This is a genomic window from Nocardioides caldifontis, assembly GCF_008087345.1.
Classification (GTDB): Bacteria; Actinomycetota; Actinomycetes; order Propionibacteriales; family Nocardioidaceae; genus Marmoricola_A; species Marmoricola_A caldifontis.
Map to the genome: position 1 here is coordinate 40,124 of NZ_VHIB01000017.1, position 25,943 is coordinate 66,066.

Below are 25,943 nucleotides of genomic sequence, written 5' to 3' on the forward strand. Positions count from 1 at the left end.
CATGGCACAAGTGGCCCCGCCCGCCCAACCGCCAGGCGCCCCCGGTCCGTCTACGGTGCATGCACGCAGCGCAGCCCCTTCGAGAGGCGGTCGTGGTTCACGAGGACGAGGACGCGGAGTTCGACGAGTTCTTCCGCGCGACGTGGGCCCGCATGTTCCGGACGGCGTACGGCGTCGCCGGGGACCGGGCCACCGCGGAGGACGCGCTGCAGTCGGCGTACGCGAAGGCATTCGCCTCCTGGGGCCGGGTCCGGGCGGCGGGCCGGCCCGAGGCGTACGTCCGCCGCATGGTCGTCAACGAGGTGCTCGACGTCCGGCGCAAGGGGTGGTGGCGGCGGGAGCGGCCGCTCCACGACGAACGGCCGCCGGACGCCGCCTCGCCCGAGGTGTCGAGCACCGAGCGCGACGTGGTGTGGCGGGCCGTCCTCAGCCTCCCGCCGCGGCAGCGCGCGGTGCTCGTCCTGCGCTACTACGAGGACCTGAGCGAGGCCGACATCGCCGAGACCCTGGGCGTCACCCGCGGCACGGTGAAGTCGCAGGCCTCCGCCGCGCTCGCCGCGCTCCGCGCCACCCACCTCTCCGACCTGAAGGGGGAGCACTCATGAGCAGCCAGGACCGCAGCCCCGACACCCTGCTCGCCGAGCGCGTAGCCCGCCACCTGACCGACCACCTCGACGCCACCCCGGCACCGCCGGCCGACCTCGACGCCGTCCGGCGGCGCGGCCGTGCCGCCCGGGGGCGACGTCGGGTCTCCTCGCTGGTCGCGGTGGCGGCCGTGGGGCTCGGCGCCGCGGCGTTGGTCGCCACCGCGCCGTGGCAGGACGATCCGGCCGGCCGACCCGACGGACCGGACCTCGCGATCGGCGCGCTCGACCTCTCCGGCGGGTTGCGGGCCTACGGCTCCCCCGACGGACGGCTCTCCCTCGGCGGTCGCACCGTCGACCTGGAGCAGGCCGAGGACCTCGACACCGACGCGGCGGCGACGGCGTACGGCGTCGTCTTCTTCGACCGCGGCCGGCCCCACCTGCTCGGCGAGGACGGCACGGCCGAGCCGCTGGTCGCGGGGCTTCCGGCGGCCCCCCGCGACTTCCACCCCACCGCGAAGACGGACGCCGTCGAGCCGCGGGTGGCGTGGGTCGTCATGGAGGACGGCGACGCCCGGCTGCAGGTCTACGACCTCGAGCGGCGCGAGGTCGTCGCCTCGGACGAGGTGCCCTGCGGCGAGGAGGACTGCAGCGACGTCGTCGTCGACGGCATCGACAGCGGTGTGGTCTTCGTGCGGAACGCCGAGGCGACGTGGGTGTGGAGCATCGAGGAACGCACCTTCACCGAGCTCGCGGGGCCCGCGACCCGGGTTGCGGACGTCCGCAACCGCGTCCTGCTGTACGACGGGCCGCGGCCGACCCTGCCGCTGAGCGCCTGGCGCTACGTCGCCGGCGCGGTCGACGCCCAGCTGACCTTCGACGGCCGGCACGTCCTCGACTGGTCCGCGACCCTGCAGCCCACGGGCGGGGGCCGGCCGGTCGTCCTCGACGTGCCGCGGGACGTCATCTTCTTCACCTTCGACACCGACGGATCGGTGCTCGCGGCGACGACGGGGTCACCGGCCCGGTTCTACGACTGCGTGGTGCCCTCGGGCCGGTGCGAGCAGATCGGGGAGATGGAGATGGTCGGGGGCGACCCGCTCTTCATGGGCAACGACATGTAGCCGGGCGGCGGCTCACGGGCCGCCGAGCAGCACCATGAACACGACCGCAGCGACCACCCCGGCGGCCACGCCCACGGCCGCGCCGACCGCCGTGGCACGGGCCGGGCTGGCGTCCGCGCCGGCGATCCCCGGCAGCAGCCGGCCGACGACCGCGCCCAGGAGCGCCATCAGCAGCAGCTGCACGGGGACCACCCAGCCCTCGGTCGCGTCGCCGTCGAGGAAGGTCGCGACGACCGGGAGGCTGAGGAAGCCGGCGACCGCGAGGAGGACGACGGCCAGCGGGCGCTGGGCAGGAGCGGCTGCGGGACCGGGCATCGGGGCCTCCCTCGTGGACGGGACTCGGCTGGGTCGGCTGGAACCTACCGGGTGCCGGGCTCGCGCGCGCTGGGCACGACGGCGGCGGACGGCAGGAGCACGACCGCGACCACCAGCAGTGCCTCGAGCGTGCCGACCCGCTCGGCCACGAAGCCGAGCAGCGGCGGGCCGGCGAGGAAGGCGGCGTACCCGATCGTCGAGACGACGCTGACGCGGGCGGCGGCACGACGCGGGTCGTCGGCGGCCGCGCTCATCCCGACCGGGAAGCCGAGCGACGCGCCGAGCCCCCACAGGACGATGCCGAGCACGACCGGGACCACGTGGTCGCCGACGACGATCAGCACCACTCCCCCGGCGGCGGCCGCCATCGTCGCCCAGAGCACGCGGGTGCGCCCGTGGCGGTCGAGCAGCGCCGGCCCCCAGAGCCGCCCGGCGGTCATCGCGGTCACGAACACCGCGAAGCCGGCCACGCCGACCCAGTGCTCGACGTCGTAGCCGTCGACCAGGGCGAGGGCGAGCCAGTCGTTGGCGGTGCCCTCGGTGAGCGCGAGCGCCAGCACCATCAGCCCGATCAGCAGCGTGCGTGGTTCGGTCCAGGCGCCCCACGCGGACGGCCTCGGCTCCGCGTGGTCCACCGGAACGTCCGGCACGAAGGCGCGGGTGCCGACGAGCAGCCCGGCGAACCCGACCACCGCCGCCGGCACCAGGTGCGCCGCCGCGGGGACGCCCAGCCCGACGAGGGCCGCGCCGACACCTGAGCCCACGACCGTGCCGAGGCTGAACCCGGCGTGGAACCGCGGCATGACGGTGCGCCCGAGCCCCTGCTCCACCGCGGCGCCCTCGACGTTCATCGCGACGTCCCACACCCCGGTCCCGACGCCGTACGCGAAGAGACCGACGACCGCGGGCGCGACCGTCCCCGTCGCGAGCGCGACGGAGACCAGCGTCAGCCCCACGAGCGCGCTGGCGCCGGCGGCCCGGATCACCGGGACGGTGCCGAACCGCTCGATCGCCGGCCCGGTGGACGGCATCGCGAGCACCGACCCGGCCGCGATCGCCAGCAGGAGCAGCCCGAGCTGGCCGTTGCCCAGGTCGAGCGCCTCCCGGGCCTCCGGGATCCGCGAGACCCAGCTGGCGAACAGGAAGCCGTTGAGGAAGAAGGCCCAGCCGACGGCGTTGCGCGCAGCCAGCAGGCCGTGGGGCGACGCGGTCAGGACCGGACCGTCTCGAGCACCTGGCCCCGCGCGTCACCGCGCAGGACCGGGACTCCGGTGCCCGCGAAGTCGCGCACGACGGCGAGGTCGTCCTCGGCGACGGCGTCCGCGTCGCCGAGCACCGCCACGGCCTCGAGGCCGGCCGACCCGCTCGAGACCGCCATCGCGACGGCCACGGCCACCGCGGAGAGCTGCAGCGACGGCAGCGCGACGGTCGCGCCGGCGTAGGTGCGGCCGTCCTGGTCGCGGACGCAGGCGCCTTCGGCGGCGCGCGTGCGGGCGCGGACGGAGCGGGCGAGCGTGACGAGCTTGGCGTCCTCGGCAGACAGGTCAGGCATGCGAGTCAGAGTAGGAGTCGGTCTCCGCCTCCGGCTCCACCGCCTCGGTCTCGACCGGTGTGATGAGCACGGTGCCGATCCGGTTGCGCCGCCCCGCCGGTCCCTCGGCCTCGAACCGCAGCCCGTGCACCTCGACGACGGAGCCGGCGATCGGCACCCGCCCGAGGTGCTTGCCCATCAGCCCGCCGACGGTGTCGACGTCGTCGTCCTCGACGGCCACGCCGCAGACCTCCTCGAGGTCGTCGACGAGGAACCGGGAGCTCACCCGGAAGGAGCCGTTGGCGAGCTTCTCGACCTCGACCTCGGCCTGGTCGTACTCGTCGGTGATCTCACCCACGATCTCCTCGAGGACGTCCTCGATCGTGACCAGGCCGGCCGTGCCGCCGTACTCGTCGACGACGATCGCGACGTGCTTGCGCTCGGCCTGCATCTCGCGCAGGAGCTGGTCGATCGGCTTGGAGTCGGGGACGTACATCACCGGCCGGACGACCGTCTCGATGCGCTCGGTGGTCTCGGCCTCGTGCTTGTCGAAAACGCGTTTGGTGACGTCCTTGAGGTAGGCCACGCCGATGATGTCGTCGAGGTTGTCGCCGACCACCGGGATGCGGCTGAACCCGCTGCGCAGCGCCAGCGACATCGCCTGGCGCAGCGTCTTGTGGCGCTCGATGAAGACCACGTCGGTGCGCGGCACCATCACCTCGCGGACGATGGTGTCGCCGAGCTCGAAGACCGAGTGGATCATCTGCCTCTCGCCGGACTCGATCACCTGGCTGGCCTCGGCGAGGTCGACCAGCTCGCGGAGCTCCGCCTCGGAGGCGAACGGCCCCTCGCTGAACCCCTTGCCGGGGGTGATCAGGTTGCCGAGCACGATCAGCAGCTGCGGCAGCGGCCCGAGGATCCGGGTGAACAGCACGACGAAGCCGGCACTGAGCAGCGCCACCCGCTGGGCGTGGATCCGGCCGATCGTGCGCGGGCCCACGCCGATCACGACGAACTCGACGACGAGCATCGTCCCCGCCGCCACGAGGGCACCCACGAGGTTGTTGTCGAAGACGCCGATGAGCACCTCGGTCACCAGCACGATCGCGGTGATCTCGCACAGCATCCGCAGGAAGAGCGCGGTGTTGAGGTAGCGGGAGGGGTCCTCGGCGATGGTCAGCAGCCGCTTCGCGCCGCCCTTGCCCTCCTCGACGAGCTCCTCGGCGCGCACCTTGGAGAGCGAGGCCAGCGCGGCGTCGACCGACGAGAAGAACCCCGCGACGAGCACCAGCACCGCGGCGGCGGCGAGCAACCAGGGGTCGTTGTGGGTCATCGGGTCCCCCCGGCGGGCGGCGTGGTGCTACTCAACGGTCTCGCCCGACAGGACGGCCTGCCACTCGGCCAGCAGCCGGGCCTGGAGCCCGAACATCTCACGGTGCTCCTCGGGCTCGGCGTGGTCGTAGCCGAGCAGGTGCAGGATGCCGTGCACGGTCAGCAGGTCGACCTCGTCGGTCGCGCTGTGGCCGGCCTGCCCCTTCTCGCGGGCCTCCGCGGCCTGGCGCTCGGCCACCTGCGGGCAGAGCACGAGGTCGCCGAGCACGCCCTCCTCGGGGTCCTCGTCGGCCAGCCCCGGACGGAGCTCGTCCATCGGGAACGCCAGCACGTCGGTCGGCCCCTGCTTCTCCATCCACCGCTCGTTGAGCTCGGCGATGGTCCCCTCGTCGACGAGCTTGATGCACAGCTCGGCCTGCGGGTGCACCCGGAGCCGGTCCATGACGAAGCGGCTCAGCCTCACCAGGCGGCGGACATCGACGTCGTGGCCCGCCTCCTCGAGCACCTCGATGCTCATGTCGGTCGCGGTCCGCGTCGAGGACCAGGGCGGTCCTGCTCGTCGCGCGCCTCGAAGGCGTCGTACGCCGCCACGATGCGGCCGACCAGCCGGTGGCGTACGACGTCGTGGCTGGTGAGCCGGTTGAACGACACGTCCTCCACGCCGTCGAGGATCTCCTCCACGACGCGCAGCCCGCTGCGGATCCCGCTCGGCAGGTCGACCTGGGTGACGTCGCCGGTGACCACGATCTTCGAGCCGAACCCGAGCCGGGTGAGGAACATCTTCATCTGCTCCGGCGAGGTGTTCTGCGCCTCGTCGAGGATGATGAAGGCGTCGTTGAGGGTCCGGCCGCGCATGTAGGCCAGCGGCGCGACCTCGATCGTCCCGGCGGCGAGGAGCTTCGGGATCGTCTCCGGGTCGATCATGTCGTGGAGCGCGTCGTACAACGGCCGGAGGTAGGGGTCGATCTTCTCGCTGAGCGTGCCGGGCAGGAAGCCGAGCCGCTCCCCCGCCTCGACCGCAGGACGCGTGAGGATGATCCGGTTGACGTTCTTCGCCTGCAGCGCCTGCACGGCCTTCGCCATCGCGAGGTAGGTCTTGCCGGTGCCGGCCGGGCCGATCCCGAAGACCACCGTGTGCTTGTCGATCGCGTCGACGTAGCGCTTCTGGTTGAGCGTCTTCGGGCGGATCGTCCGCCCGCGGTTGGACAGGATGTTGAGGCTCAGCACGTCGGCCGGGCGCTCCTGCGACTCCGCGCGGAGCATCGCGAGCGCGCGCTCGACCGTCTCGGGGGTCAGCCCCTGACCGGTGCGCAGGATCGCGACGAGCTCGTCGATCAGCCGCTCCGCGAGGGCCAGCTCGGCGGACTCACCGCGCAGGGTGACCCGGTTGCCGCGGACGTGGACATCGGCGTCGAAGCCGTTCTCGATGAGGGCGAGGTGCTCGTCGTTGGGGCCGAGCAGCGCCATCATGTTGATGCTGTTGGGCACGTCGACGATGTGCTGCGGCTGGTCCGAGCGGTCGCGACGGTTCGTGGTCTCTGACATAGCGGCCCGGAGGCCGGCCTCCTGGTGGGTGAGCGGAACGCCTCCATGCTACGGGAGGCGGCCACGGGACGCCCCTGACTAACCGGGGGGCCACCCCATCGGCCGCCCGCCCAGGACGTGGCCGTGCACGTGGAACACCGTCTGGTGGGCGTCGGGGCCGGTGTTGAACACCAGCCGGTAGTTCTCACCCAGCCCCTCCTGCGCGGCCACGGCGGCGACGGCGTTCACCAGGTCGACGGCGACGCCTGGCTCGTGCTGGGCCAGCGCGGCGAAGTTGGGCTGGTGCACCTTGGGGATCACCAGCACGTGGGTGGGCGCCTGCGGGTTGATGTCGCGGAAGGCCAGGGTCGTGTCGGTCTCGTGGACTACGTCGGCCTGGACCTGGCCGCCGACCATCGCACAGAACAGGCAGTCGTCACTCATGTCAGGGCACCTTAGTCGGCGTGTGAACCTCGGAGCCCCGGTGCGCGTGGAACTACCGTGACGCCAGTGATGACGGTCGCGGGCGCCTCGGCGGGGGCCACCGAGAGGTGGGACCCCGACGAAGCGGTCGAGCGGCTCTACGCGACCCACTACCGGGGGCTCGTCCGGCTCGCCGTGCTGCTGGTGCGCGACCAGGAGACCGCCGAGGAGGTCGTGCAGGACTCCTTCGTCGCGATGCACGGCCGCTGGGGGCGGCTGCGCGAGCCGACCAAGGCGCTGGCCTACCTGCGCCAGTCGGTCGTCAACCGCTCCCGGTCCGTGCTCCGCCACCGCGGCGTCGAGGCGAAGCACGCCCCGACGCTGGCCACCGGCACCGAGGCACCCGACCAGGTCGCCGAGCGGCTCCGCCGTGCCCACGTCCTCGACGCGTTGCAGACCCTGCCACGCCGTCAGCGCGAGGTCCTGGTCCTCCGCTACTACCTCGACCTCGACGAGGCGTCGATCGCCGAGACCCTCGGCATCAGCCGCGGCGCGGTGAAGAGCCACGCCTCGCGAGGCGCCGCCGCGCTCCGCCCCCTCCTGGAGACCCCGCATGACTGACCCGTACGACGGCCGGACCGACCACGACGCGCTCCTGAGAGCCACCCTCCACGACGCCGTCGCGGACGTGGAGCCCCGCCCCGCCCTGGACGCCGTCCAGGCCCGAACGAAGGTGACCCCGATGAGCAGCAAGCGCCCCTGGATCCTCGCCGCCGCCGGAGCGGTCGTCGCGGTGGCCGCCACCGTCGGCGTCGTCGCGGCGGTGACCGGCGACGACCCCGAGCGCACGCCGGTCGCCTCCCAGCCGACCGAGGAGCCGAGCGAGGAGCCCGACGGCGGGTCGGAGGAGTCGCCCTCCGACCCGACCGGGTCGGAGGAGCAGCAGGCCACGGTGCCGGTCTACTACGTGGGCGACCAGGGGGCCGGGCCACGGCTGTTCCGCGAGTTCCGCCAGGTCCCGAAGGAGGACGTCGCGGCCGCGCAGGTAGCCGAGGCGTTGCGCGCCGCGGTGGGCACCGAGCCGCTCGACCCGGACTACCGCACCCCCTGGCCCGCCGGCACGCAGATCAGGGGCGTGACCATCGACGGGACCGGGCAGGACGACGCGGTCTGGATCGACCTCTCCGGCGACGACGTCGAGCGGCGGCCTGGCGGGATGAGCGAGGAGGAGGCGACCCTCGCGCTCCAGCAGCTGGTGCACACCGCCCAGGGCGTCCTCCAGCAGCGCCAGCCGGTCGGCTTCCTCGTCGACGGCGAGGTGGGCCCCACCGTCCTCGGGCTCGGCACCACCGGCCTGGTCCAGGCCGCCGACCCCATGGAGGTGCAGTCCAGCGTCTGGATCATCAACCCGCAGGACGGTTCCGAGGTGGCCACGACCTTCACCGTCGAGGGGCGCGGCGCGTTCTTCGAGGCGGCGGTCAACTGGGAGCTGCTCAAGGACGGCGAGGTGGTCGACGAGGGGTTCACGATGTCCGAGGAGGGCATGACCCTGTCGCCGTACAGCTTCGAGGTGACCGCGGAGCCGGGTGACTACGTGCTGCGGGTGTTCGAGGAGGACATGTCCGGCGGCACCGAGGGGTTCGGCTCGCCGGAGGACACCAAGCGGATCACCGTCGTGGAGTGAGGGCGGTCAGCGCCAGCGGGTCCGGGCCAGCAGCGCGGCCGCCGCGGCCACGCCGGCCGTCGAGGACCGGAGCACCGACGAGCCGAGCCGCAGCGGCTCGGCCCCCACGGCGGCGAACGCCTCGAGCTCCTCGTCGCTGATCCCGCCCTCGGGGCCCACGACGATCACGATCTCGCCGCGGCCGGGCACCGGGACGTCGGAGAGCGGCCCCGAGGCGGCCTCGTGGAGCACCACCGGGACCGAGGCCTTCTCGAGCAGCGCGACGACGTCGTCGGTGGTCGCCATGTCCCCGACCGTCGGGAACCACGCGCGCCGGGCCTGCTTGGCGGCCTCTCGGGCGGTGGTGCGCCACTTCTCGAGCGACTTCGCCGCGCGGTCTCCCTTCCAGCGGGCGACCGACCGGGAGGCGGCCCACGGGACGATGGCGTCGGCGCCGACCTCGGTCAGCATCTCGACGGCCAGCTCACCGCGGTCGCCCTTGGGGATCGCCTGCACGACGACGAGCCGCGGCGGCTCGGCCGGGTGCGTGTCGACCGCGAGCACGGTCGCCTCGAGGGATCCCTTCGCCACCGACTCGGTGCGGCACCGCGCGACGGTGCCGGCGCCGTCGGTCAGCAGGAGCTCCTCGCCGACCTCGATGCGGCGGACCACCGAGGCGTGGTGCCCCTCGTCGCCGTCGAGCCGGACCGTGGCGCCGACCGTGGCCTCACCGGCCGTCGGCAGCACGAACATCGCCAGGCTCACCGCGGTCACCGCTGCCCGAAGGCGTCGCGCAGCCGGGTGAACACACCCTTGTGGTGCGTGGAGACCTGGCCGCTCGGCTTCTCCTCACCGCGGAGTGCGGCGAGCTGGCGGAGCAGGTCCTGCTGGCGGTCGTCGAGCCGGGTCGGCGTCTCGACCAGCACCCGCACGACGAGGTCGCCGCGCGAGCCTCCACGCAGCGACGGGACGCCCCACCCCTGCAGGGTCAGCTCCGCGCCGGACTGGGTGCCGGCCGCGATGTCGACCGAGACCTCGGTGGGAGGCGGCGTCACGAAGCCGGCCTCGGTCGCCGCGGCCTCGGACAGGTCCGACTCGAGCGTGGGCAGCACGACCGTGGTGCCGAGCGCCGCGGCGGTCATCGGGAGGGTGATCGTGCACAGCAGGTCACGCCCCTTGCGCACGAAGACCTCGTGGTCGGCGACGTGCAGCTCGACGTAGAGGTCCCCAGCCGGGCCGCCGCCCGGCCCGACCTCGCCCTGCTCTGACAGCTGGACCCGGGTGCCGTCGTCGACGCCCGCCGGGATCTTGACCGTCAGCGTGCGGCGCGACCGGACCCGGCCGTCGCCGGCGCACTCGCGGCACGGCTCGGGGATCAGCTGCCCGAAGCCGCGGCAGGCGGCACAGGGCCGCATGGTGCGGATCTCGCCGAGGAACGAGCGCTGGACGTGGAAGGTCTCGCCACGGCCCTGGCAGGTCTCGCAGGTCACCGGGTGGGTCCCCGGCGCGGTGCCCTCGCCGTGGCAGGTGGTGCAGAGCACGGCGGTGTCGACCTTGAGCTCGCGCGTGGTCCCGAAGGCCGCCTCGGCGAGGGACACCTCGAGGTGGATCAGCGCGTCCTGCCCCCGGCGTACGCGCGGCCGCGGCCCGCGTCCTTGGGACGCACCGGCCCCGCCGCCGAAGAAGGCGTCCATGATGTCGGTGAACGAGAACCCGGCACCGGCGCCTGCGCCGAACCCGCCCGACGCGAACGCGTCGCCGCCCATGTCGTAGCGGCGCCGCTTCTCGGGGTCGGACAGGATCTCGTAGGCCCGGGTCACGTCCTTGAACCGCTCCTGCGTCGCAGGGTCGGGGTTCACGTCCGGGTGCAGCTGCCGGGCGAGCTTGCGGTAGGCCTTCTTGATCGTGTCGGTGTCCGCGTCGCGGGCAACTCCCAGGATCTCGTAGGGATCGTGGCTCACGTGTGTTCTCGTCATCCTTCGTCGAGGATCTTGGACAGGTACTGGGCCACCGCGCGCACGCTCGCCATCGCTCCGGGGTAGTCCATGCGGGTCGGCCCGACGACGCCGAGGTTGGCCAGGGCCTCCGCTCCCGGACCGTAGCCGGTGGCCACGACCGAGGTGGACGCGAACCCCTCGTAGGGGACCTCCGAGCCGATCCGGACCGTCAGCGCCGAGGGCGAGGTCGCCTCACCGAGCAGCTTGAGGAGCAGGACGTGCTCCTCGAGTGCCTCGAGCAGCGGACGGATCGTCACCTCGAAGCTGTCGCCGAACCGGGCCAGGTTGGCGGTGCCGCCCACGACGACGCGCTCGTCGGAGCGGTGGTCGGACATCGCCTCGACGAGGGCGGCGACGAGCAGGGAGACCGCAGGCCGCTCGTGCGGCTCGAACTGCTCGGGCACCTCGGCGACCCGCTCGGCCGCCTCGGCGATCCGCTCCCCCATCGCCGCCCGGTTGACCGCGGTGCGGAAGGCGGCGACGCGCTCCTCGTCGAGCGCCTCGGGGAGCTCCACGACCCGCTGCTCCACGCGGCCGGTCGAGAGGATCAGGACCATCAGCAGCCGGGTGGTGCCGAGCGTGACCAGCTCGACGTGGCGGACAGTGGAGCGCGAGAGGGTCGGGTACTGCACGATCGCGACCTGGCGGGTGAGGCTGGCGAGCAGCCGGACCGACCGCTGGACGACGTCGTCGAGGTCGACGGCCCCCTCGAGCAGCGTGGTGATCGCCCGCCGCTCGGCCGCGCTGAGCGGCTTGACCTGGCTGAGCCGGTCGACGAAGAGCCGGTACCCCTTGTCGGTGGGGATGCGGCCGGCGCTGGTGTGCGGCTGGTGGATCAGCCCCTCCTCCTCCAGCGCGGCCATGTCGTTGCGGATCGTGGCGGGCGAGACGCCCAGCGCGTGGCGCTCGACCAGCGCCTTCGACCCGACCGGCTCCTGGGTGGAGACGTAGTCCTCCACGATCGCGCGGAGCACGGCCATCTTGCGTTCCTCGACCACGACCTGCTCCTTTCCGCGCGTTCTGGCACTCTGTCGACCGGAGTGCCAATGGTACAAGCACCTTGCCCGGCTAGCCTGGTGCGAATGCACGCCTCCGCCCCCGGTCCTGACGGCCGTTTCACCGAGGTCGCCGACCGCACCTGGGTCGCCCGGCACGCCTGGCTCGACGTCAACGTCACGCTCGTCGAGGGCGACCGCGGCCTGCTCCTCGTCGACACCCTGGGCTCCGAGCGCGCCGCCCGCGGGATGCTCGACGAGGTGCGCCGCGTCACCACGCGCGACGTCGTCGCGGTCGTCAACACCCACGAGCACTTCGACCACACCTTCGGCAACGGTGCGGTGCTCGCGCGCTGGCCGGGGGTCCCGGTCCACGCCCACGAGGAGGCAGCGGCCCGGACGGTGGACTCCGGCAGGACCGCCCAGGAGCAGTACGCCGGACAGGACGACGGCACCGACGAGCACCGTGACCAGCACCGTGACGAGCACCGTGACGAGGTGCTCGCCACCGAGCCGGTCCCGGCGACCGTCACGTTCTCCTCCGTGGCCGTGGTGGACCTCGGGGACCGGGTCGTCGAGCTGGTGCACCCCGGACGCGGCCACACCGCCGGTGACGTGGTGGTGCGGGTCCCCGACGCCGACGTGCTGCTCGCCGGGGACCTCGTGGAGGAGTCGGCGCCGCCGTCGTACGGGCCGGACTCCTACCCGCTCGACTGGCCCGCGGCGCTGGACTTCGTCGCCGACCTGCTGACGCCCGACACCGTGGTGGTCCCGGGCCACGGGGCGCTCGTCGACAAGGCGTTCGTCGCCGACCAGCGCGGTGACGTGGGGATGGTGGCCGAGGCGATCTTCGACGCGGCCTCGCGCTCGGTGCCGGTCGAGCAGGCCGCCCGGGAGGGCGAGTGGCCGTTCCCCGAGCGGACGGTGCTCGAAGCGCTGCGCCGCGGCTACGACCAGGTGCCCCGCGCGGCCCGCCGGCTGCCGCTGGTCTGACCCCAGCCGTGGTCCGCGGAGGCGTGGCGCCGCACCAGCGCCGGCCGCACCATCCAGGCGAAGGCGACCCAGGCGAGCAGGAGGACGACGAAGAACGGCACCGGCGTGAGCAGCGCCACCGCCAGCGACAGCGCGAGCGCGGGCAGCAGCGGGAACCGCGGGCGGCGCGGCCGGCGCGCCAGTGGCTGCACCGGCGGGCCGAGCGTGGCGTGCGGCCGCGGCAGGTCGCCGAACAGCACGGTGAGGTCGCCCGCGGTGCGGGCCGACCAGGCGGCCGTCGACCGCTCGTCGAACTCCTCCTGGCTGAGCCGTCCCGCGGCGTAGTGGTCGCCGAGCGCCTGGACCGCGGACTCGCGCTCCGCGTCACCCACCCGGAGCTGGGACGAGCGCGCCCAGGCGGTCAGGTCGGCGGCGAAGCCCGACATCCGGGGCATGCCCTGGTAGCTCGAGCCGGTCCACGAGCCTGCCCAGGAGCCCGAGTGGCGCTTCCCCCCGCAGCTCATGACTCCGGCTCCCCGTCGGCGAGCAGCCCGTAGAGCTTGCGGCGGGTCTCGGCGAGGATCTCGGCCGCCTCCGCCTGCTGCTGCCGGGTGCCCGAGGTGACGACCTGCCAGACCGCGGCCATCACCTGGCCGGCGACGGGCTTGAGGTCAGGGGTGGTGTCGGCGGTCGGCTCCTCCTCGAAGGGGCGCCAGGTCGCCGCGAGCTCGTCAGGGTGCTCCTCGACGTAGCGGACGCCGGCCTCGGTCAGCGTCAGCAGCCGGCGCCCCGAGCCCTCGGTGCCCTCGACCAGCCCCTCGTCCTCGAGCTGCTGGATCGTGGGGTACACCGAGCCCGGGCTGGGCTTCCACGCACCTCCGGAGCGCTCGGCGATCTGCTGGATGACCTGGTAGCCGTTCATCGGCTCGACCGCGAGCACGTCGAGGATCGCGCTGCGCACGTCGCCCCGACGTACCTTGGGGGTGCGGGTCGCGCCCTGCGCCATCCCGAGCAGTCCGAGCACCCACGGCGGCGGAGAGCCGTGCTTCCACGGTTGCGGGCCACCGGAGCCTCCGCCCCAGCCGGCGTCCCAAGGTCCGCGTCGCGTCATTCCGAGCACCTCCGGCGATCGATCCGTAACAAGACGATATATCGCGATGGTCGGCCCGGCCAGAGGGTTGTGACGCTCGTCTGGACCGGCGCGCCGGGGAGGTCCGGATCCGCGGCCGCCCGTACGGTTTCCGCCATGGTGTCCGGCTCCTTCGACCGCTACGGCAGCGACGTCCTCAACACCGACTGGCGGGCGCCGAAGCGGGGCCGGGCCGTCGAGATCGAGGCCGACAAGGGGCTGGTGGTCGAGGAGGTCACCACCGACTGGTGCGGCGAGATCGTCGCGGTCGAGCGCGACCTCGACACCGTCACGCTCGAGGACCGGCGCGGCCGTCGGCGTACCTTCCCGCTGGGCCCTGGGTTCCTGCTCGAGGGGGTGCCGGTGATCCTGCGGCCGCCGAGCCGGCAGGGGCCGAAGGCGCCCACGCGCACGGCCTCGGGCTCGGTCGCGGTGCCGGGGACCAAGGCACGGGTGGCCCGGGCGAGCCGGATCTTCGTCGAGGGGCGCCACGACGCCGAGCTGGTCGAGAAGGTGTGGGGCGACGACCTGCGCATCGAGGGCGTGGTGGTGGAGTACCTCGACGGCATCGACGACCTCTCCGAGCACCTGCGCGACTTCCGCCCCGCCGCCGAGCGCAAGGTCGGCGTGCTCGTCGACCACCTGGTGGCCGGGTCGAAGGAGAGCCGGATCGCCGCGTCGGTGGCGAAGAGCCCGATCGGCAAGCACGTGTTGATCGTGGGCCACCCGTTCGTCGACGTCTGGCAGGCCGTCAAGCCCGAGCGGCTCGGCATCAAGGCGTGGCCGACGGTCCCCCGCAACGTCGAGTGGAAGAAGGGCGTCTGCCAGAGCCTCGGCTGGCCGCACCGGGACCAGGCCGACATCGCCCGCGCCTGGAAGCACATCCTGTCGAAGGTCAGCTCCTTCAACGACCTCGAGCCCGCCCTGCTCGGCCGCGTCGAGGAGCTCATCGACTTCGTCACCGCCCCCTGACCGTGTCGAGCCGCCCCTCGTGGCGCGCCGGACTGTGTTGAGCCGCCCCTTCTGGCGTCGCGGAGGCGCCCATCGCGCGCCACGAAGGGCGGTTCGACACGGATCGCGCAACCACGAAGGGCGGTTCGACACGGGGAAGGTGGTCAGGGCAGGAGGTCGCGCACGACGGCGTCGGCGAGCAGCCGACCCCTGAGGGTCAGCACCAGCCGGTCGTCGTGGCGCTCGACGAGCCCGTCCGCCTCCAGGTCCGGGACCCTCGCGCGTCCCGCGTCGTCGAGCACCTCGAGGGACAACCCCTCCACCAGCCGGCTCTCGAGGAGGACCCGCTCCACCCGCCTGGTCTCGGCGTCCAGCACCTCGCGGCCGAGGGCCGGGCTGGTGCCCGAGGCGATCCGCTCGGCGTACGCCGCGGGGTGGCGGACGTTCCAGAACCGCGTGCCCGCGACGTGCGAGTGGGCGCCAGGGCCGACCCCCCACCAGTCGCCGCCGCGCCAGTAGAGCAGGTTGTGGCGGCACCGGGCCTTCTCGTCGCGGGCCCAGTTGGAGAGCTCGTACCAGGAGAACCCGGCGGCGCTCAGCAGCTCGTCGGCGATGAGGTACTTGTCGGCCAGGTCGTCGTCGTCCGGCGCCGGCACCACTCCACGGTTCACGCGCCGGGCGAGGGCGGTGCCGTCCTCGACGATCAGGGCGTACGCCGACACGTGGTCGGGCTCGCAGGCGAGCGCGGCCTCGAGCGAGGTCCGCCAGTCGTCCACGCTCTCGCCCGGCGTCCCGTAGATCAGGTCGAGGCTGACCTGCTCGAACCCGGCCTCCCGGGCCCAGCCGACCGCCCGCGGGACCCGCTCCGGGTCGTGGGTGCGGTCGAGGACGCGCAGCACGCCGGGGACCGCGGACTGCATGCCGAACGAGATCCGGTTGATCCCCCCGGCCCGCAGCTCCGCGAGCGACTCCGGGGTCACGCTGTCCGGGTTGGCCTCGGTGGTGACCTCCGCGTCGGGGGTCAGCCCGAACTGGTCGTCGACCGCCCGGACCAGCCGGACCAGGTCGCCGGCGGCGAGCAGCGTCGGGGTGCCGCCGCCGAAGAACACCGTCTCGGCGGGGCGGTCCACCCCGGCGAGCGCCTCGCGGGCGAGGCGGAGCTCGGCGGTCGCCGCTTCGGCGTACGTCTCGCGCGAGGCGCCGGGCGGTCCGCCGACCCGGCCGAGCTCGGCCGCGGTGTAGGTGTTGAAGTCGCAGTAGCCGCACCGCACCGCGCAGAACGGGACGTGGACGTAGACGCCGAGACCCCGCTCCCCCGCGGCGGCCACCGCCTCGGGGGGCAGGGCACCGTCGGGGGGCGCGGGGTCTCCGTCAGGAGGGGCGGATGGCACGCACCCCAGTCTGCGTCAGGAGGAGTAGAGCGCCTCGATGCGGTCCTTGTAGTTCTGCTCGACGACCTTGCGCTTCACCTTCATCGACGGCGTCATCTCGCCGGACTCGACCGAGAGGTCCTGGTCGAGCACGACCCACTTCTTGATCGTCTCCCAGCGGTTGAGCCGCAGGTTGAGCTCGTCGACGTAGTCGCCGACCATCTCCTGCACCTCGGGCAGGTTGACGATCTCGCTGTAGGAGAGCCCGGACTTGCCGTTGTGCTGTGCCCACCCGGCCATCGCGTCGGGGTCGAGGGTGATCAGCGCGACGCAGTAGTTGCGCTCCGCCCCGTGCACGAGGAACTGGCTGGCGTAGGGGCAGATCGCCTTGAACTGCGACTCGATCGCCGACGGGGCGATGTACTTGCCGCCGGAGGTCTTGAACAGGTCCTTCTTGCGGTCGGTGATCCGCAGGTGCTCCCCGTCGAACTCGCCGATGTCGCCGGTGTGGATCCACCCGTCGACGAGCGTCTCGGCGGTGGCTTCGGGGAGGTTGTGGTAGCCCTCCATGACGCCGGGGCCCTTGATCAGGATCTCGCCGTCCTCGGCGATCTTCACCTCGGTGCCCGGGAACGGAATCCCGACCGAGCCGAACTTGTAGTCGTCGGGGTGGTTCACCACCGCGCCCGCGGAGGTCTCGGTCATGCCGTAGCCCTCGAGGATGAGGATGCCCGCGGCGTGGAACCACTCGGCGACCTCGCTATTGAGCGCGGCGGCGCCCGAGATGAAGAACCGGACCCGGCCTCCGAAGCGCTCGCGGATCTTGCTGAAGACCAGCCGGTCGAACAGCGCGTGCTGCAGCTTCAGCGGCAGCGGCACCGACTTGCCCTCGCGCTTGAGCCGGTCGACCTTCAGCCCGACCTCGAAGGCCTTGTTGAAGATCTTCTCCTTCGCGCCGCCCTCCTCGGCCTGCATCGTGACGATGCGGCCGTGGGCCTTTTCGAAGATGCGCGGGGCCGCGCCCATGAAGGTCGGCTTCACGACGGCGAGGTTCTCGATGATCTTGTCGACGCGACCGTCGACCGCGGTCGCGAAGCCGCAGGCGAGCTGGGTGGAGAGCAGCACCTTGCCGAAGGAGTGCGCCATCGGCAGCCAGAGGAACTGCAGGTCGTCCTCGCTGAGGATGTGCTGCGCCTCGATGGCCGCGCCCTCGTAGGTCCAGGACTTGTGCTTCAGCCGGACGCCCTTGGGCCGGCCGGTGGTCCCGGAGGTGTAGATCAGGGTGGCGAGCGAGTCGCCGTCGGTGCCGTCGATGCGCTCCTGGACGGCCTCGGGGTTCTCGTTGAGCCGCTCCTCGCCGAGCTTCTCGAGCTCCGCGAGCGAGATCACCCAGTCGCCGTCGGTGGCGCCGTCGTAGGTGACGACCTTGGTGAGCAGCGGCAGCTCGCTGCGCCGCTCCTTGAGCTTGGCGATCTGGACGTCGTCCTCGGCGAAGACCACCCGGCTCTCGGAGTCGGCCAGGATGTAGGCAACCTCCTCGCCCAGGGTCGTCGGGTAGACCGTCGTGGTCGCGGCGCCGGCGCACATGATCGCGAGGTCGCTGAGGATCCACTCGTAGCGGGTGCCGGAGGCGATGCCGACCCGCTGCTGGGGCTCGACGCCCAGCGCGATCAGCCCGGCGGCGTACTTCTTGACGCGGTCGCCGGTCTCCTTCCAGGTGATCGACTCCCACTGGTCCCCGACCGGGAACCGGTAGGCCTCACGGTTCCCGCTCTTCGCGACCCGTTCCATGAACTGCTGGCTGACCGTCATGGGACGGTTCTCGACAGCGCTCATATCTCTCACCACCGGGGACACGTGCCACCTCCACCTCGCTCGCGCCACGGCCGGATCGGCCCGTGGTCACGGATTCGGGGATCAACCTAGCCGCCGTCGCTACCGGTCGGTACTCCCACCCGTGTCACAGGTCACGAATTCAGGTCACTCTCAGGTCCGGCCGTCGACGTACGCCTGGGCGCGGTCGTAGACGTGCGCCGGCAACCCCTCGACCTCGAGCAGCAACGGGAGCAGCGCCGGCTCGGTGGTCAGGGCGCCGAACATCGCCGCCGCGGTCAGGCCGTGGTCCGGGCGGTCCACGACGTCGATCGGGTCCCCCGCCGCGATCCAGCCCGGCTCGAGGATCGAGAGGAAGACGCCGGGGCGGCCGCGCTCGACGAACCGCTCGGGCCAGGTTCGAGCGTCGACGCCGTTGACCCCCATCCACCGCCCGAAGGTCTCGCACGGCACCCGGACCGAGGTCACCTGGAGCCGGACGGTGCCCACGAGCCACTGCTCACCGATCACGCAGCCGTTGAGGTCGAGGTCGCGGGTGGTGAGGTTCTCGCCGAAGAGCCCCGGCCGCACGCCGCGCCCCGAGGTGCCGTGGAGCTCCGTGCCCCACCACTCGAGGTCCTCGAGCGCGTAGGCGTGGACAGCCTGGTAGGTCCCGCCGTGGTTCCGCTGGTCGCCGACCTCGTCGCCCTGGAGCGAGCGGCCGTCGACCAGCACCGGTCCGTGCACCGGGAGCTTGTCGATCGCCGAGACCAGCAGCGGCTTCTGCTCGAGGGTCCTGGCGCGTCCGACGTTGACCGACGCCACGGTGGGGTAGCCCATGGCGTCCATCATTCCTGGACCGCCTTGGCGACCGCGACGTTGGCCGTGATCCAGCCGCGGTCGGGCGCCCGCTCGTCGAGCTCCCAGACGGCGTTGAGCACCACGCGGAGCACCGCCCAGTCGCGGGCGCGCTCCTCGTCGAGCCAGGCGGTGTCGACGATGGTGTGGAACCGCCGCCGCACCGTGCCCCGGACGTCTCCGGAGGCGACCACCTCGTCCCACCGGTTCCACAGCATCGGCGCGGGCTCGAAGTGCGGGTCGCCGTTGAGCGGCTTGGGGTCGATCACCAACCAGGGCTCGCGATCGGCGCGCAGCACCTGGGCGTAGTGGAGGTCGCCGTGGAGCAGCCGCGCGTCCGTGTCGGGGTCGGCGGCGAGCTGACGGGCGAGCGACGCCGCCTGCTCGACCATCCGGTGCGGGACGGGCGCCCCGCGCGGCACGGCGCGCAGCCGCTCCTCCCAGCGCGCACAGAGCCGGGAGAGCGACCGGAGGCGCGCCAGCGGGGCGAGGTGCAGCCGTGCGTACGCCGAGGCGACCACCTCGCACGCCTCGACGTCGTCGACGGTGATGAGGTCGTCAGGGCCGGCCCGCTCCAGCAGGAGCGCCCGGCGGTGCGGGTCGGCACGCAGCAGCCGCACGGTCCCTTCACCGTGCCAGTGCTGCAGTGCGAGGTGCTCGTGGGCCGACTCGTCGTCGGGGAAGCCGAGCTTGAGCACCGCATGCTCCCCCGCCGAGACCACCGGCAGGACCAGCGAGCAGTGCCCGTGGGCGGTGCCGCCGTCCGGGCGCAGCTCCCACTCCTCCAGCAGCTCGCCGACCAGCGCCGGGAGCCGGGCGACCCAGGCGGCCCACGCCTCTCCGCGGTCAGCCATCGCGAGCACGCCCGAGGGCAGCGTCACGGCGCTCACCGGTGCCCGCCGACTGTCGTCATGCCGCCCATTCCCTCATGGGCGCCGCTCCTGTCCACCCGCACCCCGAGGAGCCGCCGTGACCGACGACAGTCCCGTGCTGGTCACCGGCGCCTTCGGCAACGTCGGCCGCCACACCCTCCGCGCGCTGCTCGCCGACGCCGCCGCCCTCGACGAGCTCGTGTCGTCGGTGGCTCCGCGGGCGGTGCTCCACCTCGCCGCGATGATCCCGCCTGCGACGTACCTGCGCCCGGAGCTCGCCGCCGCGTGAACCTCGGGGCCACCGCCGGGCTGGTCACCGCCGTCGGACGGCTCGACCGGCCGTGCCGCCTGGTGGTCACCTCGAGCGTCGCCGTCTACGGCTCCCGCAACCCGCACGCCGTCAACGGCCGCGACGTCGGGCTGGCCTTCTCCCGTGCCGTCGACGCCCCGTGCAGCCACCGCACGCTGCTCGTCGCCGGCGACGACTCCACGCGGATGACCCAGCTCGAGCTGTCGCGGTCGGTGACCGGCGCGCTGGGGCTGCGGGACGTGCTGCCGCCCGGTCGCACGGGCGACCCGACGGACGACGCGGCGTGGTTCAAGGTCGACTGGATGGACACCGAGGAGGGCCACGCCCGACCCTGGGAGGGGATCCGGCGCCTGTGGGGCGACGGCGCGCTGGTGGAGCCGGCGCCGGAGGGCTAGCTCACTCCCCCTGCCGCCCGTACGACGCCCGCCGCGCCGCCCTCCGCAGCGTGGCGAGGACGGCCGGACCCAGGACCACGATCCCCACGGCGTTGGTGATCGCGCGGCCGGTGTCCCAACCGCCGGTGGACGTGAGCAGCGTGAAGATGCCGAAGCGGTGCAGGTTCTCCAGCAGCGGCGCGCCCGGGACGAACGACAGCGACCCCTCGTGGCCGGGGACCTCGATGCCGAGGAGGAACGGCCACGAGGAGAGGTTCATGATCAGTCCGAAGAGGTAGGCGCAGAGGACGCCGTACACGACGAGCATCGCGATCTCCGCGCGACCGGTGATCGCACGGCCCGCGAACGAGCGGGGCAGCAGGCCGGCCCCCAGGCCGATCCAGGCGGAGGCCAGCATCTGGTAGGGCAGCCACGGCCCGACGCCCGCGGTGAGCAGCGCGGACGCGAACAGCGACGTGCACCCCATCACGAAGCCGAACCCCGGCCCGAAGACCCGCCCGGCCAGCACCAGCAGGAAGAACACCATCTCGATGCCGGCGAGCCCGCCGCCGAGGGTGCGCATCGCGGAGTTGACGGCGGTGAGCACGCCGAGCATCGCGAGCGCCTTGGCGTCCATGCCACCCTCGGTGAGCTCGACGAGGACCACGAGCACGACGACCGGGAGCAGGGTGAGGAAGAGGAACGGCGGCGCGACGGTGTCGACGCCCTCCTCGGGCACGAGGAGCAGCGGCCAGGCGAACATCAGCAGCCCGGCCAGGGACGCCAGCGCCAGGACCAGCGCCGAGCGGGGCCCCACCCGGACCGCGCTGTCGTTCGGGCGCACGAGCGTGGTCACACCAGCACCTCCCGGACCTGGTCGACGGTGAGCCACCCGGGCCCGAGGATCTTCGACATCTGCGGCGCGAACGCCGGCGACTCCGCGAGCACCCGGTCGACCGGACCGGCGGAGACGACCTCGCCGCCCGCCATCACGACCACCTCGTCGGCGACCCGGGCGACGAACTCGACGTCGTGGCTGGCGACCAGCACGCCACGCCCCTCCGCCACCAGCTGCCGCACGATGCGGCCGAGCATCTCCTTCGCCTCGTAGTCCAACCCGCGGGTCGGCTCGTCGAGCGCGACGACCCGGGGGCGGGCGGTCAGCACGAGGGCGAGCACCAGGGCGAGCTGCTGCCCCTCGGAGAGGTCGCGCGGGTGGTGGTCCCCGTCGATCCCGGGCGCGAGCCGGTCGAGGAGGTCACGGCAGGTGCCGTCCGGCGCCTCGGACTGCCGGTCCGCGGCGCGGCACTCCTCATCGACCGACTCGAGGTAGAGCAGGTCGGCGGCGGTCTGCGGCACCAGCCCCACCAAGGACCGGGCTCGCGCCGGCGTGGCACCGCCCGGGTCCTCCCCCAGCACCTCGACCGTCCCGGCGTCGCGGCGGCCGGTGCCCTGGAGGGCCCAGAGCAGCGAGGACTTCCCGGAGCCGTTGCGCCCCATCACCCCGACCACGGTGCCGGCGCCCACGGAGACCGACACCTCCCGCACCGCGACCGTCCGCCCGTAGCGGACGGTCACGCCGTCCGCGCGCAGCAGCGGCCGGCCGGCGGGCGGCCGCACCGCCGCCGGAGGCGAGCCCAGCGCCTCGGCGAGCGCCCGGCTGCGGCGGCGGGCGTCACGCACCGTGACCGGCAGCGGCGCCCAGCCGGCGAGCCTGCCGAGCTCGACGACCGGCGGCGCCACCGGGGAGGTCAGCAGCATCTCCCTCGTCGGGCCGGCGGTGACCTCGCCGTCCTGGACTACCAGGAGCCGGTCGGCGAACGGGATCACACGCTCCATCCGGTGCTCGGCCATCAGCACCGTGAGCCCGAGGTCCTCGACGAGCCTCGCCAGGGTCCCGAGCACGTCCTCGGCGGCGGTCGGGTCCAGCGCCGACGTGGGTTCGTCGAGCACGAGGAGCCGGGGGTGCATGGTGAGCACCGAGCCGATCGCCACCCGCTGCTGCTGGCCGCCGGACAGGGTGCGCAGCGCGCGGTGGCGCAGGTCGGCGATGCCGAGCAGGTCGAGGACCTCCTCGACACGGCGCCGCATCGTCTGCGGCTCCAGCCCGAGCTGTTCCATCCCGTAGGCGAGCTCCTCCTCGACGGTGTCGGTGACGAAGGTGCGCAGCGGGTCCTGGCCGACGTAGCCGACGAGGTGGGCGAGCTCGCGCGTCGTGTGGTCGCGGACGCTGCGCCCGCCGACGAGCACGTCGCCCTCAAGCAGCCCGCCGGTGAACCGCGGCACCAGGCCGTTGACGGTGCGCAGCAAGGTCGACTTGCCGGTGCCGGTCCGGCCGGCGACGAGCACCAGCTCCGACTCGGCGACCTCGAGATCGACCCCGCGCAGCGTCGGCTCGGGGGCGCCTTCGTAGGTGAAGGTCAGGTCGTGCCAGCGGACCATCGTGGTCACGCGGCCACCTCCTCGCGAGCGGCCGGTTCGTCGGCGGCGTCGGTGCGGGCCTGGTCGGCCGGGAGCGGGGTCGCGAAGGCCGGCACCACACCGAGGAGCACCGCGACGAGGGCGAGGCCGGAGAGCGCGGGCCAGGTGGCCGGGTCGGTGTAGGCGACGTCGGGGCGCTGCCGGAGCGCGACGGTGGCCAGCACGGCGACCGCGATGCCCGTGCCGGCGGTGAGCAGCTCGGCCGGGCGCCAGCGGTCCGGGCGGTACCTCGTCCGGGTCACCCGCCGCCCGGCGGTGACGAAGCCCGCGACCGCCAGCACGACGCCGCCGACCAGCATCGGCCAGGCGAGCACCTGCGGCGCCGTGGAGTCGAGGAAGGCGTAGCTGCCGACGCAGAGCCCGACGAGCCCCGCGACCAGCAGCGTGCCGGTGACGCGGCGCCAGGGTGCGGACAGGTTCCCGCTGCGGCCGTAGCCGCGCGCGTCCATGCTCGCGGCCAGGGCGAGGGACCGCTCCAGCGCGTCCTCCAGCACGGGTACGACGATCCGCCGCAGCGCCCCGATGCCGCGGCCCGGGTCCCCCCGCAGCCGCCGGGCCCGGCGCACCCGCTGGACGCTCTCGGCGAGCTGGGGGAAGAGCGAGAGCGCGATGACGACCGCGGTGCCGACCTCGTACAACGCCGGCGGGAGGGAAGCGAGCAGCCGCTTCGGGTTCGCCAGCGAGTTGGCCGCCCCGACACAGACGAGGAGGGCACCGAGCCGCATCCCGTCGTACAGCCCGAAGAGGAGGGACTCGCTGGTCACCGGCCCCAGCAGGGTGATGCCGGCCGCGAAGTCCGGCAGCGGGATCTCGGGCAGGTCGAGGAGCACGGTGTCGCCGTACTGGCCGCCGAGGAGGACCCGGAAGACCACGCGGAGCACCACGACGACCAGCGCGACCACCAGGTAGAGCCGGAAGGACAGCGCCCACGGCGCGTCGGAGCGCCGCGCCACCACGGTCAGGCAGGCGACGAGGGTCAGCAGCACGAGCAGCACCGGGTTCGTCGTGCTGCTGGCAGCGACCGCCAGCCCGAGCGCCCAGATCCACCAGGCCCCCGGGTGGAGGTCGCGCGGGAGGACAGCGATCGTCAGCTCCTCCGTCGCCAGGCGGTCACACCTGCCGCCGCGCCGAGGACGAGCACCGCCGCACCAGCGAGCAGCAGCATGGACGTGTCGCCGCCACCGCCGTCCACGTCGTCCGAGACCGGCGCGGCCGCGTCGCTGAGCTCGTCGCTCTCCTCCGCTTCCGGAGTCGCACTGGCGCTCGGCGGGTCGTCCGGCCGCTTCCCGCCCTGGGCGTCGTTCTTCTCCCGCTCCTCGCGGTCGCTCTGACGCCCGGCGGCCTTCGGGGACGGCTCGACCGAGGGCCTACCGGCTTCGGGCGTCTTCGAAGCGTCGGGAGACGGCGTGCTCGACGGCGGGACCTCGACGGCGTCGTCCTGCTGGCCGCCACCTCCGCCTCCGCCTCCGCTTCCCTTGCCCGGCGTCCGGTCCTTGTCGGGCTGGGGCTCCGGCTTCGGGTCCGGCTTCGGCGAGGGTTCCGGCGCCGGCTCGGACGTGGAGCCGCCGTTCGGGGCGGCGGACGGGTTGTCGCGCGACCCGCCGTTCTGCCAGCGCCAGCCGACCGACCCGCCGGCCGGCACCTTGAGACTGCTCGCCCCGAGGCTGGAGTAGGTCCAGCCGCCGTCGCCGTCGGACCAGAAGAGCCCCCAGTAGGCGTCCGTCGGAGGCGTGCGCTGGCACGGCTCCGACGAGGGCTTGCCGGCGACCTTGCAGACGAAGCCGGGCTGGCTGGCCACGAAGTCCAGGGAGAAGCCCGCCCGCTCGGTGACGTCGCTGGCCCGGCTCCCCGCGCCGCCGGCGTCGCAAGCGACCTTGGTGCCGCCACCGAGCGGTCCGAAGTCGACGACCACGGTGACACCGGTCCCCGGCTCACACGCCGCGGCGTGCGCCGGAGCGGCCGGCAACGCGACCGTGGCGGCGGCGCCCAGCACGGCTGCCGGCAGCACCCCGAGGGCCCGGAGGGCCCGGATGCTGCCTTCCCGGGCGACGAGCGTCATCGCCGGGCCGTGCGCAGAGCGTCCAGCCCGACCATCGCCTGGGCCGTCGCCCGACGCCACTGGTCGGCGGTCTCGGCCACGATGCCGTCGGTCCGCCCGGCCTGGAACGCCGCCGCGTCGTAGGCCACAGCTCCGGTGTCGCCGGCGAGGGGCGTGCCGTCGGCCTTCGCCGCAGTCACCTGGTGCCCACGGATCCATCGGGCGGCCTTCAGCGCGGCGCGCCGGTGCGGCTTCTGCTTGCTGTCAGCGAGGACCCACGCCGCGAGCCCCGTGGTGTTGGTGTTGGCGACCCCGTTGCCGACGAACGCGCCGTTCGGGCGCTGCCGCTTCACCAGCCAGTTCCGAGCGTCCCGGATGTCGTCACCGAGTCCCTTGACGCCGGCACGACGTGCCGCCTCGAGCCCCATGACCGCGATCGCGGTGGCGTCCACCGACGGGGCGCTCTGCCCCTTTCCGCGCCCGGCCTGACAGGTGAAGTCAGACGACACGACGTCCTCACGGAAGAACCCGGCCTTGCACTGCTGCTTGAGCAGGAACGCCGTGGTGGGTCGGAGGTACTTGCCACGCCCGGCGAGGGCGAAGGCCTGCACGACGTACGACTGGCCGATGGTCTTGGTGAAGTTGCCGTACTGGCTGCGGTCCACGGCGCGCCCGGCCTGCTTGCCCTTGACGCGGATGCGGTCCTGGAGCCGCTTGAGGTACTTCCCCGAGCCGTACTGCGACGGCCGGACGCCGGCCTGCTGGACGGCGGTGAGCAGCTTGCCGAGCTGGGCGGCGTAGGACTCCTTGCCGGTGCCGACGTAGCTGCCTGCGAGCGGCTCGACAGCGTCGACGATCTGCTTCCGGACGGCGGGCCGCACCTTGAGCTCCTGGTAGCCGAGCAGCACGTCGAGGGTCAGCCCGATGTCGTCGAAGTCGAACTGGTCGTTGTGGACGATCCCGTTGTCGAGCTCGCGGGCCACCCAGTCGACCGCGGCCTTGCTCTGGGGCGAGACGGCGGCGGTGGCCGGAGCGACCGTGCCTGCGACCATGGTGGCCGACGTGGCGATCGAGGTAAGGCCGAGCAGCACCCGGCGGCTGAACGGAGTCATGCGGTTCCTTCCCTGCTGCTAGACAGGAGGGCTTCCGCGAGGAGACCCACCTGTGTTCCGCGACAGCGTGGTGTCAGGTCGCCCAGCAGCAGGCGTTCCGGCTCCCCTCACGGAGGAGGGCTACGGTTGCGGGTCAGCGCCGGACTTCGACCGGCTTCCCCTGGTCCGCTGGGCAA

At 73.3% G+C, this 25,943-nt stretch carries 29 protein-coding genes; 8 read left to right on the top strand and 21 right to left on the bottom strand.

Going from position 1 to position 25,943, the window contains the following annotated elements:
- The first annotated feature begins 92 nt into the window (after positions 1 to 92).
- The gene (locus tag FIP57_RS21680) at positions 93 to 605 is read left to right on the top strand and encodes a SigE family RNA polymerase sigma factor (protein WP_238993659.1); all 513 of its coding nucleotides are present in this window, start codon (positions 93 to 95) and stop codon (positions 603 to 605) included.
- Positions 602 to 1,708: a hypothetical protein gene (locus FIP57_RS21685; RefSeq protein ID WP_148575714.1), complete on the top strand. Its 1,107-nt coding sequence runs from the start codon at positions 602 to 604 to the stop codon at positions 1,706 to 1,708. The genes FIP57_RS21680 and FIP57_RS21685 overlap by 4 nt, the downstream gene beginning before the upstream one ends.
- Before the next feature lie 12 nt (positions 1,709 to 1,720).
- Here FIP57_RS21685 and FIP57_RS21690 read toward each other — a convergent pair whose 3' ends face one another.
- The 7 genes from FIP57_RS21690 to FIP57_RS21720 all read right to left on the bottom strand — a co-directional run bounded on the left by FIP57_RS21690 (position 1,721) and on the right by FIP57_RS21720 (position 6,854).
- A complete protein-coding gene (locus tag FIP57_RS21690; protein WP_148575716.1) occupies positions 1,721 to 2,023 on the bottom strand; it encodes a hypothetical protein in 303 nt (100 codons plus the stop codon).
- A gap of 44 nt (positions 2,024 to 2,067) precedes the next feature.
- Positions 2,068 to 3,237, bottom strand: coding sequence for an MFS transporter (locus tag FIP57_RS21695; protein WP_338039944.1), 1,170 nt, complete (start codon positions 3,235 to 3,237; stop codon positions 2,068 to 2,070).
- Positions 3,234 to 3,575, bottom strand: a complete 342-nt coding sequence (locus tag FIP57_RS21700) for a cytidine deaminase (RefSeq protein WP_148575720.1) — start codon at positions 3,573 to 3,575, stop codon at positions 3,234 to 3,236. Before FIP57_RS21700 ends, FIP57_RS21695 begins: the two co-directional genes overlap by 4 nt.
- The gene (locus FIP57_RS21705) at positions 3,568 to 4,887 is read right to left on the bottom strand and encodes a hemolysin family protein (protein WP_148575722.1); all 1,320 of its coding nucleotides are present in this window, start codon (positions 4,885 to 4,887) and stop codon (positions 3,568 to 3,570) included. Before FIP57_RS21705 ends, FIP57_RS21700 begins: the two co-directional genes overlap by 8 nt.
- Positions 4,888 to 4,914: 27 nt before the next feature.
- Complete coding sequence (gene ybeY / locus FIP57_RS21710; RefSeq protein WP_148575724.1) at positions 4,915 to 5,403, bottom strand: rRNA maturation RNase YbeY; 489 nt, start codon at positions 5,401 to 5,403, stop codon at positions 4,915 to 4,917.
- Positions 5,400 to 6,431: a PhoH family protein gene (locus FIP57_RS21715; protein WP_148575726.1), complete on the bottom strand. Its 1,032-nt coding sequence runs from the start codon at positions 6,429 to 6,431 to the stop codon at positions 5,400 to 5,402. Before FIP57_RS21715 ends, ybeY begins: the two co-directional genes overlap by 4 nt.
- A 78-nt stretch (positions 6,432 to 6,509) precedes the next feature.
- Complete coding sequence (locus FIP57_RS21720; RefSeq protein ID WP_148575728.1) at positions 6,510 to 6,854, bottom strand: HIT domain-containing protein; 345 nt, start codon at positions 6,852 to 6,854, stop codon at positions 6,510 to 6,512.
- A 69-nt stretch (positions 6,855 to 6,923) separates the two neighbouring features.
- Between FIP57_RS21720 and FIP57_RS21725 the strand changes: the two genes are divergently transcribed.
- Positions 6,924 to 7,454 carry a SigE family RNA polymerase sigma factor gene (locus tag FIP57_RS21725; protein ID WP_148575730.1) on the top strand — a complete coding sequence of 177 codons (531 nt, stop codon included), beginning with the start codon at positions 6,924 to 6,926 and terminating at the stop codon, positions 7,452 to 7,454.
- On the top strand, positions 7,447 to 8,517 hold the full coding sequence (locus FIP57_RS21730) for a Gmad2 immunoglobulin-like domain-containing protein (RefSeq protein ID WP_148575732.1): 1,071 nt from the start codon (positions 7,447 to 7,449) through the stop codon (positions 8,515 to 8,517). The genes FIP57_RS21725 and FIP57_RS21730 overlap by 8 nt, the downstream gene beginning before the upstream one ends.
- Before the next feature lie 6 nt (positions 8,518 to 8,523).
- Here FIP57_RS21730 and FIP57_RS21735 read toward each other — a convergent pair whose 3' ends face one another.
- The 3 genes from FIP57_RS21735 to hrcA are packed head-to-tail and all read right to left on the bottom strand — an operon-like array spanning position 8,524 to position 11,491.
- Entirely contained in the window at positions 8,524 to 9,261 is a 738-nt protein-coding gene (locus FIP57_RS21735) for a 16S rRNA (uracil(1498)-N(3))-methyltransferase (protein WP_148575734.1), read from the bottom strand.
- A gap of 5 nt (positions 9,262 to 9,266) precedes the next feature.
- Positions 9,267 to 10,457: a molecular chaperone DnaJ gene (gene dnaJ, locus FIP57_RS21740; protein ID WP_148575736.1), complete on the bottom strand. Its 1,191-nt coding sequence runs from the start codon at positions 10,455 to 10,457 to the stop codon at positions 9,267 to 9,269.
- Between the two features lie 11 nt (positions 10,458 to 10,468).
- Entirely contained in the window at positions 10,469 to 11,491 is a 1,023-nt protein-coding gene (gene hrcA / locus FIP57_RS21745) for a heat-inducible transcriptional repressor HrcA (RefSeq protein ID WP_148575738.1), read from the bottom strand.
- Between the two features lie 84 nt (positions 11,492 to 11,575).
- Between hrcA and FIP57_RS21750 the strand changes: the two genes are divergently transcribed.
- Positions 11,576 to 12,481, top strand: a complete 906-nt coding sequence (locus FIP57_RS21750) for an MBL fold metallo-hydrolase (protein ID WP_148575740.1) — start codon at positions 11,576 to 11,578, stop codon at positions 12,479 to 12,481.
- On the opposite strand, the gene FIP57_RS21755 is transcribed toward FIP57_RS21750, so the two are convergent.
- Together FIP57_RS21755 and FIP57_RS21760 are read right to left on the bottom strand one after the other, a co-directional pair.
- Positions 12,436 to 12,984: a DUF1707 SHOCT-like domain-containing protein gene (locus FIP57_RS21755; RefSeq protein ID WP_148575742.1), complete on the bottom strand. Its 549-nt coding sequence runs from the start codon at positions 12,982 to 12,984 to the stop codon at positions 12,436 to 12,438. The two genes, FIP57_RS21750 and FIP57_RS21755, sit on opposite strands and share 46 nt — an antisense overlap.
- Positions 12,981 to 13,571: a PadR family transcriptional regulator gene (locus FIP57_RS21760; RefSeq protein WP_148575744.1), complete on the bottom strand. Its 591-nt coding sequence runs from the start codon at positions 13,569 to 13,571 to the stop codon at positions 12,981 to 12,983. The genes FIP57_RS21755 and FIP57_RS21760 overlap by 4 nt, the downstream gene beginning before the upstream one ends.
- Positions 13,572 to 13,706: 135 nt before the next feature.
- On the opposite strand from FIP57_RS21760, the gene FIP57_RS21765 reads away from it, so the two are divergent.
- Entirely contained in the window at positions 13,707 to 14,561 is an 855-nt protein-coding gene (locus FIP57_RS21765; RefSeq protein ID WP_148575746.1) for a DUF3097 domain-containing protein, read from the top strand.
- A gap of 143 nt (positions 14,562 to 14,704) precedes the next feature.
- Here FIP57_RS21765 and hemW read toward each other — a convergent pair whose 3' ends face one another.
- The 4 genes from hemW to FIP57_RS21785 all read right to left on the bottom strand — a co-directional run bounded on the left by hemW (position 14,705) and on the right by FIP57_RS21785 (position 19,461).
- Positions 14,705 to 15,931, bottom strand: coding sequence for a radical SAM family heme chaperone HemW (hemW, locus tag FIP57_RS21770; RefSeq protein WP_148575748.1), 1,227 nt, complete (start codon positions 15,929 to 15,931; stop codon positions 14,705 to 14,707).
- 15 nt (positions 15,932 to 15,946) lie between these two features.
- Complete coding sequence (locus FIP57_RS21775; protein ID WP_238993661.1) at positions 15,947 to 17,722, bottom strand: AMP-dependent synthetase/ligase; 1,776 nt, start codon at positions 17,720 to 17,722, stop codon at positions 15,947 to 15,949.
- Positions 17,723 to 17,896: 174 nt separating this feature from the next.
- Complete coding sequence (locus tag FIP57_RS21780; RefSeq protein WP_238993662.1) at positions 17,897 to 18,562, bottom strand: MOSC domain-containing protein; 666 nt, start codon at positions 18,560 to 18,562, stop codon at positions 17,897 to 17,899.
- Between the two features lie 8 nt (positions 18,563 to 18,570).
- Positions 18,571 to 19,461: an aminoglycoside phosphotransferase family protein gene (locus FIP57_RS21785; protein WP_238993663.1), complete on the bottom strand. Its 891-nt coding sequence runs from the start codon at positions 19,459 to 19,461 to the stop codon at positions 18,571 to 18,573.
- A gap of 88 nt (positions 19,462 to 19,549) precedes the next feature.
- Between FIP57_RS21785 and FIP57_RS23820 the strand changes: the two genes are divergently transcribed.
- Positions 19,550 to 19,741 carry a hypothetical protein gene (locus tag FIP57_RS23820; RefSeq protein ID WP_203231401.1) on the top strand — a complete coding sequence of 64 codons (192 nt, stop codon included), beginning with the start codon at positions 19,550 to 19,552 and terminating at the stop codon, positions 19,739 to 19,741.
- Positions 19,738 to 20,157, top strand: a complete 420-nt coding sequence (locus tag FIP57_RS21790) for a hypothetical protein (protein ID WP_203231402.1) — start codon at positions 19,738 to 19,740, stop codon at positions 20,155 to 20,157. Before FIP57_RS23820 ends, FIP57_RS21790 begins: the two co-directional genes overlap by 4 nt.
- Position 20,158: 1 nt before the next feature.
- Here FIP57_RS21790 and FIP57_RS21795 read toward each other — a convergent pair whose 3' ends face one another.
- From FIP57_RS21795 to FIP57_RS21815, 5 genes are read right to left on the bottom strand one after another with little or no spacing between them, the layout of a single operon-like run.
- Complete coding sequence (locus FIP57_RS21795) at positions 20,159 to 20,992, bottom strand: ECF transporter S component (RefSeq protein WP_420846723.1); 834 nt, start codon at positions 20,990 to 20,992, stop codon at positions 20,159 to 20,161.
- Entirely contained in the window at positions 20,989 to 22,578 is a 1,590-nt protein-coding gene (locus FIP57_RS21800) for an ABC transporter ATP-binding protein (protein ID WP_148575810.1), read from the bottom strand. Before FIP57_RS21800 ends, FIP57_RS21795 begins: the two co-directional genes overlap by 4 nt.
- A 5-nt stretch (positions 22,579 to 22,583) precedes the next feature.
- Positions 22,584 to 23,723: an energy-coupling factor transporter transmembrane component T gene (locus FIP57_RS21805; RefSeq protein ID WP_238993668.1), complete on the bottom strand. Its 1,140-nt coding sequence runs from the start codon at positions 23,721 to 23,723 to the stop codon at positions 22,584 to 22,586.
- Positions 23,705 to 24,676, bottom strand: a complete 972-nt coding sequence (locus tag FIP57_RS21810) for a hypothetical protein (protein WP_148575757.1) — start codon at positions 24,674 to 24,676, stop codon at positions 23,705 to 23,707. Before FIP57_RS21810 ends, FIP57_RS21805 begins: the two co-directional genes overlap by 19 nt.
- Positions 24,673 to 25,767, bottom strand: a complete 1,095-nt coding sequence (locus FIP57_RS21815) for a prenyltransferase/squalene oxidase repeat-containing protein (RefSeq protein WP_148575760.1) — start codon at positions 25,765 to 25,767, stop codon at positions 24,673 to 24,675. Before FIP57_RS21815 ends, FIP57_RS21810 begins: the two co-directional genes overlap by 4 nt.
- Positions 25,768 to 25,943: the final 176 nt, after the last annotated feature.